This is a genomic window from Vibrio sp. 1-Bac 57, from assembly GCF_037546855.1.
Taxonomy (GTDB): domain Bacteria; phylum Pseudomonadota; class Gammaproteobacteria; order Enterobacterales; family Psychromonadaceae; genus Psychromonas.
Genome location: NZ_JALAAC010000057.1, coordinates 1 through 13,339 on the forward strand (window position 1 = coordinate 1; position 13,339 = coordinate 13,339).

Annotated in this window: 11 protein-coding genes; 4 read left to right on the forward strand and 7 right to left on the reverse strand. The window is 37.9% G+C overall.

Annotated features, from left to right (window positions below; all coding sequences use genetic code 11):
- Positions 1–395 precede the first annotated feature (395 nt).
- From MT391_RS19775 to MT391_RS19785, 3 genes are all read left to right on the forward strand, one after another.
- On the forward strand, positions 396–998 hold the full coding sequence (locus tag MT391_RS19775) for a Crp/Fnr family transcriptional regulator (protein ID WP_499499745.1): 603 nt from the start codon (positions 396–398) through the stop codon (positions 996–998).
- A gap of 163 nt (positions 999–1,161) precedes the next feature.
- Positions 1,162–1,350, forward strand: a complete 189-nt coding sequence (locus MT391_RS19780) for a YgaP family membrane protein (RefSeq protein ID WP_299665479.1) — start codon at positions 1,162–1,164, stop codon at positions 1,348–1,350.
- A gap of 458 nt (positions 1,351–1,808) precedes the next feature.
- Positions 1,809–1,979, forward strand: a complete 171-nt coding sequence (locus MT391_RS19785) for a hypothetical protein (protein WP_499499747.1) — start codon at positions 1,809–1,811, stop codon at positions 1,977–1,979.
- 699 nt (positions 1,980–2,678) lie between these two features.
- Here MT391_RS19785 and MT391_RS19790 read toward each other — a convergent pair.
- From MT391_RS19790 to MT391_RS19800, 3 genes are read right to left on the reverse strand one after another with little or no spacing between them, the layout of a single operon-like run.
- The gene (locus tag MT391_RS19790) at positions 2,679–2,972 is read right to left on the reverse strand and encodes a hypothetical protein (RefSeq protein WP_166370629.1); all 294 of its coding nucleotides are present in this window, start codon (positions 2,970–2,972) and stop codon (positions 2,679–2,681) included.
- Between the two features lie 15 nt (positions 2,973–2,987).
- Positions 2,988–4,076 carry a DMT family transporter gene (locus MT391_RS19795; RefSeq protein WP_499499749.1) on the reverse strand — a complete coding sequence of 363 codons (1,089 nt, stop codon included), beginning with the start codon at positions 4,074–4,076 and terminating at the stop codon, positions 2,988–2,990.
- The gene (locus tag MT391_RS19800) at positions 4,073–5,443 is read right to left on the reverse strand and encodes a trimethylamine monooxygenase (protein ID WP_166370633.1); all 1,371 of its coding nucleotides are present in this window, start codon (positions 5,441–5,443) and stop codon (positions 4,073–4,075) included. Before MT391_RS19800 ends, MT391_RS19795 begins: the two co-directional genes overlap by 4 nt.
- A 762-nt stretch (positions 5,444–6,205) precedes the next feature.
- Between MT391_RS19800 and MT391_RS19805 the strand changes: the two genes are divergently transcribed.
- Positions 6,206–7,030: a TIGR01459 family HAD-type hydrolase gene (locus MT391_RS19805; RefSeq protein ID WP_499499750.1), complete on the forward strand. Its 825-nt coding sequence runs from the start codon at positions 6,206–6,208 to the stop codon at positions 7,028–7,030.
- A 243-nt stretch (positions 7,031–7,273) separates the two neighbouring features.
- On the opposite strand, the gene MT391_RS19810 is transcribed toward MT391_RS19805, so the two are convergent.
- From MT391_RS19810 to MT391_RS19825, 4 genes are all read right to left on the reverse strand, one after another.
- Positions 7,274–9,586, reverse strand: a complete 2,313-nt coding sequence (locus MT391_RS19810; RefSeq protein WP_499499752.1) for a putative bifunctional diguanylate cyclase/phosphodiesterase — start codon at positions 9,584–9,586, stop codon at positions 7,274–7,276.
- 832 nt (positions 9,587–10,418) lie between these two features.
- Positions 10,419–10,523: a DUF2474 family protein gene (locus tag MT391_RS19815; protein ID WP_166370635.1), complete on the reverse strand. Its 105-nt coding sequence runs from the start codon at positions 10,521–10,523 to the stop codon at positions 10,419–10,421.
- A complete protein-coding gene (gene cydB, locus MT391_RS19820; RefSeq protein WP_499499754.1) occupies positions 10,523–11,521 on the reverse strand; it encodes a cytochrome d ubiquinol oxidase subunit II in 999 nt (332 codons plus the stop codon). The genes MT391_RS19815 and cydB overlap by 1 nt, the downstream gene beginning before the upstream one ends.
- A gap of 9 nt (positions 11,522–11,530) precedes the next feature.
- Entirely contained in the window at positions 11,531–12,919 is a 1,389-nt protein-coding gene (locus tag MT391_RS19825) for a cytochrome ubiquinol oxidase subunit I (RefSeq protein WP_499499756.1), read from the reverse strand.
- Between the last annotated feature and the right edge of the window lie 420 nt (positions 12,920–13,339).

Consider the following 13,339-nt stretch of genomic DNA (forward strand, 5'->3'; position numbering starts at 1 on the left):
TAATAACTCTATTAAGTATGTGAATAAGTATACGCATTACAAATGAGCGGAAGTAATACATTTTAACCAGCAAAATTGATCAGCTATTTAGCTGTGTTGGTAGTACATAATAGAACTGAAGATTGTGAATAAAAATGTTTTTTTAATTCAAACTGAGATTCAAATTTACATTAAAATAAGGTCTACCTTGATGCATTTAAAACGATTAACTACGTGAATTCTGGATCAGTAAACAAGCATTAAAGAAGTTAATTTATAAATTCTTTAATGCTTGTGGCATTTATGAAGATTGCAACAAGGAAATAAGCCACTTTAACAAGTAAAATTGCCTACATTAATTAATATGATTGTTATAACATAAATAAAGAACCTATCTTTGTAGTAAGGACGTTTCGTTGACATCACCAATACTCGACTTTTTAAGCAAACAAATATCCGTCAAAAAGATAGCTATTAAAGAAAATACAATCGTCTGTCGCTTAGGTGATCATTGCGATAATCTTGTGGTATTAACCAAAGGCAAAGTGAAAGTAATGCGTATTGCAGAGGATGGCAGACATATTACACTTTACAACGTTCATGCTGGTGAAAGCTGTGTATTAACTACATCTTGCCTATTCAATGAAAAAGCATTTCCCGCTATTGCAATCACTCAAGTTCACTCAGAAGGTTATGTTATCTCCAAAAATCAATTAAAACATTGGTTAACGACAGAGCCTATATGGCAAGCTTTCATTTTTAAAATGTTAACCGAACGCATGGCAGACCTAATTTTAAAGGTCGATGAACTCGCCTTTGATTCCTTACAAACACGATTGATACATTGGTTATCTGCACACAACCAAGCACCACACTTAAAAATAACTCACCAAGAAATTGCACAAGAACTCGCGTCATCAAGAGAAGTGATCAGTCGCTTACTTAAAAAGCTGGAAGAGAAGCAATTGATAGAGTTACACCGAGGTGAAATCGTTTTACGTAAACAGCTTTTATCCTGATTTTTCTTCAAGTAATTTCCCCAATTAAATCTGCCGCTTTATTTGAAAAGCATTGTTAAAACAACTATTTGAAATAAGTGTAAAAGCTATGTGACAATAGTTACATACCCGCCGGTAATGAAGCGCAATAATACCTCAAGAGCAAACAACTGGAGGTATTCTCATGAACAAGAACATCGGCAATACGGATCGCACCATAAGAATGATATTAGGTTTAGCACTTATTATATGGGGTATTATCAGCGTTAATTACTGGGGAGCTATTGGAATTGTACTGATAGCAACAGCATTAGTAAAAACGTGTCCAGCTTATACTCTATTAGGCGTAAAAACCGATAAAAAGGAACAGTAATAGTGTTTATAAATTTGCTTATGTCATTGTGCTTATTACTTGAACTCAAGATTATATAACCACTACAAAAATTAGATAACAACGACATAAGATACATGCCACTTCATCGTCTACTTGATAAAAGACTAACAAGTGAATGACTAATCGCAAATAAGATAAAGGGACGTTTCTCGGCGCCCCTTTCAAGTAACAGATACAAAGCCCTCATTATTTAAACACTATAACGTTAACTATTACCTAGCTGAATATTACATCGTTGAATATTACCTATTTGAACATGACAGCATAAACACAGCCCTCCTCTAGAACTAAAGACTTTAGCACTTGTGCTGACCTATTGAGGTTTAAGCTTGTAGCTGAACAATGTATTTAGTCCAACAATGCATTTTGATTGGTAACAGGTATAATAAACAGCTGAAATTGGCCCCACTACTCTCGCGACAAAAGGAATCTATTTAGTGAAAATAATTAACGGCCTTGAAGATATAATTGATAGTTTTGATACCTTCATTCTTGACCAATGGGGAGTACTGCACAATGGTGGAGGTGCATTTTCAGAAGCTATTGCCGCATTAAAGTTTTTAAAAACACACAACAAAAAAGTCACCGAACAAACGATGACGACTTAATGCTTAATGAACTAAAGAAGTACTGACGGGTTTCTTAGCTGCTTTTGCCGCTTTCTTCTCTTTTGCTGTTAAAAGGGGTTTCTTTTTAGTCGCTTTTTTACTGTCTTGGCCTTTACTCATGATGCTTTCCTTTTGGAGATGGACTCTAAACTAGAGTCAGTTTGAGCTAACCTAATGATTGAGGTTACACAGTAGCAGTAAGGCTGATGCATAACGATTCAGTATGCGCCTAAGACTGTGCAATAGATAGGAGTAGATAATACAAAAAAGTGTAGAGTAACGATTTATTAGCATTTTAGGGTTGAGCTTTAACCTATTGAAATACTATTACTCTGCTTAATGGGAAATATGAGGACTTAATGGGGATATATGAAGGTAATATGAAGGTAATATTAAGGTATAGTTCAGGTAAATCATCGTAGCAATAGCTACCTAAGGGCAGTTAAGTGTCAAGACTGAGCTAACCTCGGGTTATATGAAGTTAGCTCAGGAAAACGGCTAAAAATTCGTACTGATAACCTTAAAGGGTAACCAGCACTGTATGTTTAAAGCTTAGTTACGAAGGTGCGAGCCTGGTAAAGAGCAACGCCACTAAGTATAATAATAACGGCAACAGCAAGTATATCAGCTCCCGGAAATCCCCAAAAATCAGACATTCTATCTCCTTATTTAAAGTAAAAATAAACTTAGTACTCATTCTCAGGCTAATGCGGTGTCGCGCATACGCTGTCGACCGAAGTCGTTAAGTCTAAATTTAAATAACACTCGGCCTTCGCCAAAATACGCTTGTTCGTCGAGTTGTTCTTCAACACTTTCAATGATACCGCTGGAAAATAAATCAGCGAGTGTGACGCGTGTAGTACCACGCCAGTAAGCACCATTAAGACCGTATTCTTTCATCACTGCGTCAGTCACTTCCCAATCCCAAATACCAATATCTAGCTGCTCATGAATCAATTGTAGAATGCGCCCTTTCATATGTAATCTTTTCATTACGTACTCCAATTATTACGATTTAATCGACTTAGTATTGCCAGTATCAGCTTTCGCTTCTGTCGATACAGCACGAACGACCTCCAGCACATCGTCACTTTCCGTAAACATGACAAAACCGCCCCCAACAAATAAAAACAAACCAGCCAAGAAATTCCAATCAGGAAACTTAAGCGTGAATGCAGCAAGAAAGATAACGGCAAAAAGCCCATACAATGCAGCAATTGCTTGTCCACGCCCGACACCTATCAATGGAAACGACTTATACCAAGAGACATAGCAGAAGGCAAAAGTGACACCTGCCAACAGCAGCCAACCGATAGCCGCCCAGTTAAATGTAGCGATAACTAGCTCTACAACGGGTTGATCAGTGAAGAAATAGATCCCTGGTAAAATAAGTAAAACCCAATAAAGGACTTCAGCCGTAAACCTCACCGTAATACCTACATCAGGATCAGCGACATCTAAGCCACGGCCTGCGATTGCACCTTCAACACCCCAGCCTATCGCAGCCATTGCACCACCCAGATAACCAAGCCATCCAGCGTCGCCAGTACCATTAATTTCAGCAATAATACCGGGAGCATATACCGTCACACCACCAGCAAGAATGATGAAAATACCCACGGCCGCACGACGAGTAATCTTTTCGTTGTACCAGAGCCTAGCTAAGCTAGCACCAATGATCGGATACATCAGTGCTGAAATGGCCGCAAAAGCCCCGCCGATATAACCAATCGCCAGATACGAACCAAAAATAGCCATCGGACCACCAAAAATCGCCCCGATAAAGAACCATTTGGAGATATGACGCATCTGCTTAATGGTACGGACATACTCTCCTAATTTTCCCAATACCGTATTCCAAACAAACAGGAACAACAACACCATAATCGCATTAAAGGTAGTTAACACCGCCGCAGCTAATAGAAACTCAGCATTAGTATCGTAGCTGAGGTCAACATAAGGAGCTTCAAACCAGACTGCAGAACCCGGCACATACCAGGCTCCCCACAGTACAGCAGCCCACAAAGCCCACATAAAACCCCAACGTATACTGCTCGCAGTGAAACGAGATCGGGCTTCATTCAAGCTTGGGTTCATGAAATTTCCTTTACAAGCTGCTTTTTCTCTTCAAAAAGGAAGGTCTCTAGAGAATCGTCCATCGCTTCCATCCACGGTGTATGGTGAACAGGCGCTAGTGTTCCGGTCAATGTAGAACGATAACTCTTATTACGATAACCAAGAATATCGGCTTCTTTATCGTGTTCCCATTCTTTGAATGTTTCAGCAACAGCAGATACATCAAAATCTGGGTAATCAGTCGGTGCAATTAGATCTTCAATGTAAGCAGCCTGAAAGTCGATATCGTCAGTAGGATTAGCAAGCTTAAGCTCACGGCTGACCCACTCTTTAGTATCAGCTGTCATTACATCACTTTCAGGTAATTTAATGCGACCAAGCATTACATCACGCGCATACCAAGCCTGAGCATCGAACATATTGAAGGTATAGTACTGATCTTGCATACCCAGAAATATCAACTTCGGATTTGCTAGAGAAACAATCCCTTTATACAAACCTTCTGGATACATTCTGTTATGTGTCGTCAGCGTTAGTTCATTAGGTAGGAACGGGAAATAATGCTGATATCCCGTACACAGAATAATAGCGTCAACCTCTTTGCTAGTCCCGTCCTTGAAGTGAGCTGTTTTACCGGTTACGCCCGTGAGCAAAGGAACTTCGCTAAAAGATGCTGGCCAGTCAAAACCCATAGGGTTAGAACGATAACTGAAAGTAACTGATTTAGCGCCGTATTTATGACACTGTGTACCGATATCTTCTGCCGAGTAGCTACTACCAACCAATAACAAATCTTTACCTTTAAATTCACAAGCGTCACGAAAGTCATGCGCATGTAAGACACGACCGGGGAACTGCTCCAGGCCTTCAAAATAAGGTGTATTAGGCGTTGAGAAGTGCCCAGTAGCAACGATTACATGATCAAATTCTTCCGTACTCAGTTCGTCTTTCTTGAGGTCTCTTACTGTCACTGAAAATTTATCGCTAGCTTCATCATGTGTCACCCAATGTACCGCAGTATTAAAGCGGATGTATTGACGCATATTACTCTTAGCGATACGTCCCATGATGTAATCACGCAATACTGCACGTGGTGGATATGATGGGATAGGACGACCAAAATGCTCCTCGAAGCTATAATCCGCAAATTCTAAACATTCTTTAGGGCCATTTGACCACAAATAACGATACATGCTGCCGTGGACTGGCTCACCGTAGGCATCCAAGCCTGTGCGCCATGTATAATTCCACATGCCACCCAAGTCGCTTTGTTTTTCATAACAAACAATCTCAGGGATATCAGCACCGGCGTCGCGGGCTGCTTCAAATGCACGTAATTGTGCTAAACCACTGGGGCCAGCACCTAAAATTGCAACTCTAAAACTCATAAAAATTCCTTTTACAGGGGATGTGTCGTCCGTCAGGAGAAAGAAGCCCGAGCGACGATTAAAAGCAGGGAATAGCACAGGTTGAACCGACAACGATTCAGCAATGAAATTCCACAGTGAAATGCACCAAATTTGAATTAACCGATGGTACAGTAGTGAAGACAGCCTTTGTTGTGAGAAACAAAAAACCGAGGGTGAGCTGGTCACCGATCAAACACGAGGTTTCGAGAAGACGCCTTAGGGGAGCGTTCGAACTGGTCAAGGAAGATTAAAATGCTTGTTAACTCGTATACCAGTAGCACTACCTTAACACATTTTAGTTACTGATGAGGTTTCTTCCCATAAAATACAAGATGGCTGCGATGGATGACGCCATCACTTATTGAAAAATCAATACAATGAGTAATCAAAATGCTATTTATAATGCCAATCCCATCAAATATATGTTCAAATATTAAGCAGTAAAAATAAATCAATTTAAGGTATAAATTGCGTTAAATGGTTGCTCCCATCAGAAAATATCTAACACCAAAGAGCTTCATTTTAAGCCCTTAACTTTAAAAAAGCACAACGTTGTTCAGCAATTTAGATAAAGTGCCATAAAAATCATAAAATATATTTATCTTTTTTATTATCAACAATTGGTATAGAAAATTCAAAGAAGATACAAAAAGTTAGCCTCTACAAGCAACTGTGAAGTGTGTGTATAATAGAGGAGCTGAAATTGGCCCCACTACTCTCGCGACAAAAGGAATCTATTTAGTGAAAATAATTAACGGCCTTAAAGATATAATTGATAGTTTTGATACCTTCATTCTTGACCAATGGGGAGTGCTGCACAATGGTGGAGATGCATTTCCAGAAGCTATTGCCGCATTAAAATTTTTAAAAGCACACAACAAAAAAGTCGTTATCTTATCTAATAGTGGTAATACTGGCACGTTCTCCTATAGCCGCTTACAAGAGTCAGGCATTAGCCGTGATTTATATCTTGATGTACTCACCTCTGGTGATCACATGCGCCATAACTTTGCTTCAGGTAAATTCAAACAGTTGGGTAACCAAGCTTTATATTTTTCTTGGGATAATAACCATAGTGTACTAGCAGATTGTGGTCTGACTCAATCAACACGAGAGGAAGCTTCTTTTATATTATGTTGCGGGGTTGATCGAGGTAGTCTAGAGGCTTATTTAGATGACTTAAAATGGGCTTATCAACATAACCTTGAATTAGTGGTGAGTAACCCAGATCTGGTTGCTATGCAGCCCGATGGCACCTTAAAGATTTGCCCAGGTTCGATAGCGAGTGCTTACCAAAAAATGGGCGGAACGGTACACTGGCACGGAAAACCACAACAAGAAATTTATAGAATGTGTAAAGAGTTGGTGGGAGGCTGGGAAAATGCGATCGCAGTGGGTGATAGTTTAGAACATGATATAGCGGGTGCAAATACAGCAAATATCAGTAGCTTATTCATCACTAGCGGGATTCATGCGAAGAGTATTAGCAACCATCAAAGTATTGAAGATTTATGTAATGAGTATGCTGTCAAACCTACTTTTTATGTCGATTGGTTTAAACAATAAAAAATTAATCATATTCATAGTTATAATAGCAGTAAAAAGTAACAGGCAGCCTACTCGTTGCCTGTTATCAAAGTGATGCACACTAACACTTTATAATTGAACAATTTGTATATTGAACAAGTTATAAATTGCACTGCCTATAACTTACGTCTCTAGACCCTAAACCTTCATACTCTATCTAAACTAGATAAAACCTACCGCTTTTAAACTAAATTAACTAAGTTTTAGCAAGGCGATTAAACGTTAAACAACGTTATTTTGTTCGATCAGAAGCTTTTCAAAATCCTCCAGAGATAGAGGTTTAGCTAATAAATAACCTTGTCCCAGCAGACAACCCGCGTCTATCAAAAGTTGCTTTTGTTGTTCTGTTTCAATGCCTTCTGCTATTACTTCAATATTCAGTTTTTTTGCCATCACTATAATAGCTTCACATAATGCAACATCTTTATTATCAGCTGACATATTTTGCACAAAGCTTTTATCAATTTTCAAATAATCAATGGCATAGTTTTTAAGGTAAGAAAAAGAACAATAACCCGTACCAAAATCGTCAATGGACACAGCAATACCGTGCTCACGTATCGTATCGAGTACGTCAACTACTTCAGCTTGATTTTCCATTACTAAGTTTTCAGTGATCTCTATAGCGATCGCTTCACAAGGTATTTCTCGTGCAATTAGGGATTCTGCCCAAGATTTAATTTGTTGACCGTCATTTTTAAACTGTACAGGAGAAGTATTAATACTTATTGTTAAATCCTTACAGTATTGATTTCGCCAAATCTTAGTTTTCTCTGATACTTCTTCAAATATCCATTGACTAATTTCTACAATGACCCCGATTTCTTCTGCAATAGGAATAAAATCAAAGGGTGAAATCAGACCTTTCTCAGGATGCTGCCAACGGATCAGGGCTTCTGCTTTAATGATTTTATTATTTTCCAAATTCACAATGGGCTGATACACCATATAGAACTGGTTTTGCATTACCGCAATGCGTAGGTCCTGAATGATCTCCATTCGCTTCATAAAGTCTGTACGCATATTGTCAGTAAAATAATGAACACTATTGCGACCTTGAGTTTTAGCTCGATACATTGCTTGGTCTGCATTTCTCAATAAGGCATCAATAGACAAGGCGTCATTAGGATAAAATGCGAGGCCAATGCTCGCGGTACAAAAAATATTTTTTTCCTGAATAAGGTAAGGTTTAGCCAGTGTATTTGATAGTTTTTGCGCAATTTTATCTATATCTTCTGCCGTTGTTGTACCCACAAAAACAATAATAAATTCATCGCCACCTAAACGCGCCGCAATATCATTTTTTCTAATACAAGCCTTAATACGCTTTGAACACTCAACCAAAACAGCATCACCAACACCATGTCCTAAGGAATCATTAATATCTTTAAACTTATCAAGATCTAGCATTGCAATAGCGATTTGCTTTTTATCACGTTCGGCGTTATTGAGCGCATTAGTTAAATGTTCATGTAATAAATTCCGATTAGATAAATGAGTCAAGCTATCAAAATTAGCTTGCTGCCAAATTATTTTATCTGCATTTTCCCGTTCTATCGCAATCCGAGCAAGGTTCACAAATTGTTCGATAAGTAAAAAATCATTGCTCTTGGGTGTCGATATTTTACGATGATAAAGAGAAAAAGTACCGAGTATATTTCCTTGATTACCAATAATCGGCTCAGACCAACATGACGCTAAATTTGCTTTTTTAGCTAACGCTTTCCAAGCAAACCAATAAGGGTGTGTAGCAACATCAGAAACAATCACTCTTTTACCTGTAAAGGCAGCTGTTCCACTGGAACCGACTCCATCACCAATCACTAAACCATCAATAAAACCTGTATAAAAGTCAGGCAAACTAGGGGCGGCACCAACGGTTAAATGTTTGCCTGTTTTATCAAGCAATAAAATACTGCAGATAGTGCCTGGTAATTCATTTTCAATAGAATGTATCACTGCAGGCAATACTTTAGATAACTTACTTGAACCAGCAATCAGCTCAAGAATATTATTGCGAAGTTGGCTTATTTTGTCTTTTTCTAATAACTGCTTATTTTTATTTTGCATAAACATTGAAAAAATCATAGAAAATAAATTGGTAACAAAAAATGCACCAACAATACGAGACAATGTAAAACTATCAAATTGATCATAGGTAAACAAACAAGCGACAGTAATCAAAAGTAGATTAAATAAACTGGCAACAAATATGGGTAATAGATAAAAACTGGCGATAATGATTGGGAAAAGCCAATAAATTAGCCCCGCCCCTTTTACATAAATACCAATTAAAATTGTAACTTGTGCAAGAACCGCGAATATAGCACTAAAAAGCTTAATGTTACTGGTAAACCACACCCCGAGAAATACAGAAAAAATACCACCAACGGCTGCAATATCAACAGCAATATGCGCGATATCGTGCGCTAAAAGACTTGTGATAAGAAAAGGAAATAGGACTAATGTTGCAGCAGCAGTAATGGCTAATAGAATTTTATCTTCTAAAGTACGCTGCTTTAATTTAATAGGCATACAGGTCTAGCTTCCTTTTAATGGAGTCTATTATAAAAATATTGCCGAGATCCAAGTCAATAGAGTTGAAAAGATAATATACATAATAATATACGAAACAAAGCAAATTAAGCACCTCTTTTGAGGTGGTTAACTTTGAGTTATTGAAGTTAATTATTAGGTAACAATTATTAGGTAATATAGTTATCAATATTGTAAGAGCTCTCATACTAATGAGAAAATTTACTCAATGTGATTGATATTATATTTAAAGAACTTTCAATTGTTTGCTTCGCCTATTATCAAAAATATTAACGATACGCTGATGTTGCCACAGCCCCCGATTTAATAAGCTAAGAAAACCTATCTGACTGAATATTAAATAAATAATATATAAAAACCCATCAACAACCAACTAAAAGATAAAATAATTTAATAGACTTTTACCATACTAAGTCTCAACCTAATTTTAACGGTTACAACAATATCAATTAAATTGAATGGGGAAGTTAAATTTTGTTCAACAATTACTTAACGCAATGAGTAAATAGTTGATTGGGTAAATAGTTGAATAGGTAAGTAGATGTAAATGTTGATTAAGAGTAGCCACTATTTTAAAGGAAGGTTTTTGGTTATTTTATATAGATATTCGCTATTCAAATAGTAAAAATCAGTAATAGGTGATGGTTGGTAACGATGATTTAGCATTCACCGCACAAGTAAGCACAGCAAACGCTAAAGAATATAGACATGAATAAGTTCAGTAAGTAGATAGTGGTGATAGGAATGTTGGTAGTGATAGTGCCATAACTCACTACTTTCACTCATCTAAAAACTTAAATTTTTTAATTCATCACTTAAGGATAAAACGCAGTAAATAGGCGAATACGCTCAAGGCAAGTACACTGCCGAACCAAATTATAACCATCCATCCCCATTGCTTTAGTGATTGCTTCATTAATGGTACCCCTCGTCGTGTTTTAATTTACCTCTGAATACCCAATAAGCATAACCGCTGTACGCAATCACCATGGGTAATAAAAATACCGTTCCAGTGAGCAAAAACTTTAAGCTACTATCTGGTGCAGCAGCGTCAGCATAAGTAACAGCAAAAGGCACAATATAGGGGAAGGTACTAACAGAAAACCCTAATGCAGAAACAATAAATAAACCAATGCCAAACAAGTATGCCCGCACTGCTTGATGATTGTTTAAGGATTTAAATAATTGCCAAGTACATACCACAGCTAATATCGGCACCATAAAATAAAGCATCGAATTGTGTAAGTTAAACCATCGCTCGGAAACAATTTCATGAGTTAATGGTAACCAAGCACTAACAACAACAATGCAAAGTACCAAAGCTACTCCCCAATGCTTAGCCACATCATAATATCTATCAGCTAACTCCTGAGGTAACTTGATCACTAACCAACACGCACCTAGTAACGCGTAGGCACAAATAGTTGCAAAACCACAGAATAGAGTAAACGGTGTGAACCAATCAAACCAACCTCCCGCATAACTTCTACCATCGACTTCGATACCTTGTAACATGGCACCTAGCATGATCCCTTGAGTTGCAGCAGCGGCAATCGATCCTGCAAAGAATGCGATAGACCAAACAAACTTTCCACGTTTAGTTCTAAATCGATATTCAAATGAAACACCACGTAATACCAACCCCAGCAACATAATAATTAACGGTGCATAAAGCGCAGGCATCACAATCGAATAAGCAAGTGGAAATACAGCAAATAACCCACCTCCCCCCAGCACTAGCCAAGTTTCATTACCATCCCAAACAGGTGCAATGCTATTCATCATTAAATCTCGTTCTGCTTCATTGGAAGCTTTGGGAAAAAGAATGCCTATCCCCAAATCAAATCCATCTAGCACAACATAAATTAATACGGCAAAACCAATCAACCCGTACCAAATTAAAGCGTAATCCATATATTTCCCCTAAGGTAATCTGTTCGGATGTGAAGCAGGTGGCACTTCAGCACCATCAGGAAGTCGAGCCTCTAATGCTTGTTCATAACGCGTAGGCGACTTTTGCATTAAACGAATGATATAAAAGAACCCTGCACCAAAAACGCACAAATAAACAACAACAAATGCGGTTAAAGACCAACTTATTGCAACTGCGTCTATTGGTGACGCTGAGTCAGCAGTTCTTAATAATCCATAAACGGTAAATGGTTGCCTGCCCACTTCAGTGGTTATCCAACCTGAGATTAAAGCAACAAAACCAGCGGGGCCGAATAAAACACAGACTTTATGAAATAATGGTGTTTGATAAAGCTTACTTTTTTTACGAAGCCATAAACTGACAAGACCAATCGTCAACATACCAAAACCGATACCCACCATTACCCTGAAGCTCCAAAAAACAATCGAAACGGGTGGATGATCAGCTTCAGGAAAAGCATCAAGGCCTTGCACTCTGCCGTTAAGTTCATGCGTTAAAATAAGGCTACCTAACTTAGGAATAGCTAGCTGATATTTCATCTCTTTTGCTTGATCATCAGGAATGCCGAAAAGGATCAGAGGAGCGCCATCGTGAGAATCATAATGTCCTTCCATCGCGGCTATTTTTGCAGGTTGATGTTGCATTGTATTTAATCCATGAAAATCACCAACAATAATTTGCAATGGCGCTACAACCACAATCATCCACAACGCCATTGAAAACATAGTTTTGGCTAGAGGATTGTGATTTGCTTTAATTAGGTGGTATCCCGCTACTGCTGCAACCACAAAGGCAGTCGTCAGATAAGACGCCAATAACATATGCACCAGGCGGTATGGAAATGAGGGATTAAAAATAATCGCTAACCAATCTTCTGGAATAAATTGCCCTGCTTCATTGATCGAATATCCAGCAGGTGTTTGCATCCAACTGTTAACCGACAATATCCAAAAGGCCGAAAGAAAAGTACCAAAAGCAACAACACAAGTAGCTGAGAAATGTAGTTTCCTCCCCACTTTTTTCATACCAAACAACATCACCCCAAGAAATCCTGCTTCTAGGAAAAATGCAGTTAAAATTTCATATCCCATTAGTGGCCCAAGGATGGGACCAGTTTTATCGGAGAATACACTCCAGTTAGTCCCAAACTGATAACTGAGTACGATCCCACTAACCACACCCATACCAAAAGTAACAGAGAATATTTTTAACCAATACTTATAGATTTGAATGTATTTGTCATCGTTGGTCTTCAGCCATAGACCTTCTAATACAGCTAAATAGGACGCAAGCCCGATAGTAAATGATGGGAATATAATGTGGAAAGACACAGTAAATGCAAATTGAAACCGTGCCAGATCTAATGCCAAAGTATCCATAATCACTCCTAATTTGTATAGGATTATGTACGCTGCTTTGAGCAAGAAAGATCAAGTACCCTCTAATGTTTTTTATCTGTAGAATTTCTCTTAAGACAGTTTTTTTATATAAAAATGGACAATGTATACCCAGACCGATGCCATTCACAGCAGCTATTTTTTATCCCCTTAAGTCATATTTGGTTATTAACATTAGAGAGATATAATGAGTTACCGACCTATTTAGCCGGTGATTAAGTTTGCGTAAAGCCTTCTTAACTAACTTAAATTCTGATTAATGAATGTGAGAGTGAGAGTGAGATTGAGAGTGCAATTACATTTAATTAAGAGATACAGTTTGTATCGCTTAGTTGAAGGTGAGTTATTAAATCAATAACAGATTATTACGAAGTAATTTAATGTAGAAATGAGTGAAATAAC

Excerpts from the sequence above, each read along its gene's own strand:
- MT391_RS19780 (WP_299665479.1), top strand. The coding sequence starts at position 1,162 with ATGAACAAGAACATCGGCAATACGGATCGCACCATAAGAATGATATTA.
- MT391_RS19790 (WP_166370629.1), bottom strand. The coding sequence starts at position 2,972 with ATGAAAAGATTACATATGAAAGGGCGCATTCTACAATTGATTCATGAG.
- MT391_RS19795 (WP_499499749.1), bottom strand. The coding sequence starts at position 4,076 with ATGAACCCAAGCTTGAATGAAGCCCGATCTCGTTTCACTGCGAGCAGT.
- MT391_RS19800 (WP_166370633.1), bottom strand. The coding sequence starts at position 5,443 with ATGAGTTTTAGAGTTGCAATTTTAGGTGCTGGCCCCAGTGGTTTAGCA.
- MT391_RS19810 (WP_499499752.1), bottom strand. The coding sequence starts at position 9,586 with ATGCCTATTAAATTAAAGCAGCGTACTTTAGAAGATAAAATTCTATTA.
- MT391_RS19815 (WP_166370635.1), bottom strand. The coding sequence starts at position 10,523 with ATGAAGCAATCACTAAAGCAATGGGGATGGATGGTTATAATTTGGTTC.
- cydB (WP_499499754.1), bottom strand. The coding sequence starts at position 11,521 with ATGGATTACGCTTTAATTTGGTACGGGTTGATTGGTTTTGCCGTATTA.
- MT391_RS19825 (WP_499499756.1), bottom strand. The coding sequence starts at position 12,919 with ATGGATACTTTGGCATTAGATCTGGCACGGTTTCAATTTGCATTTACT.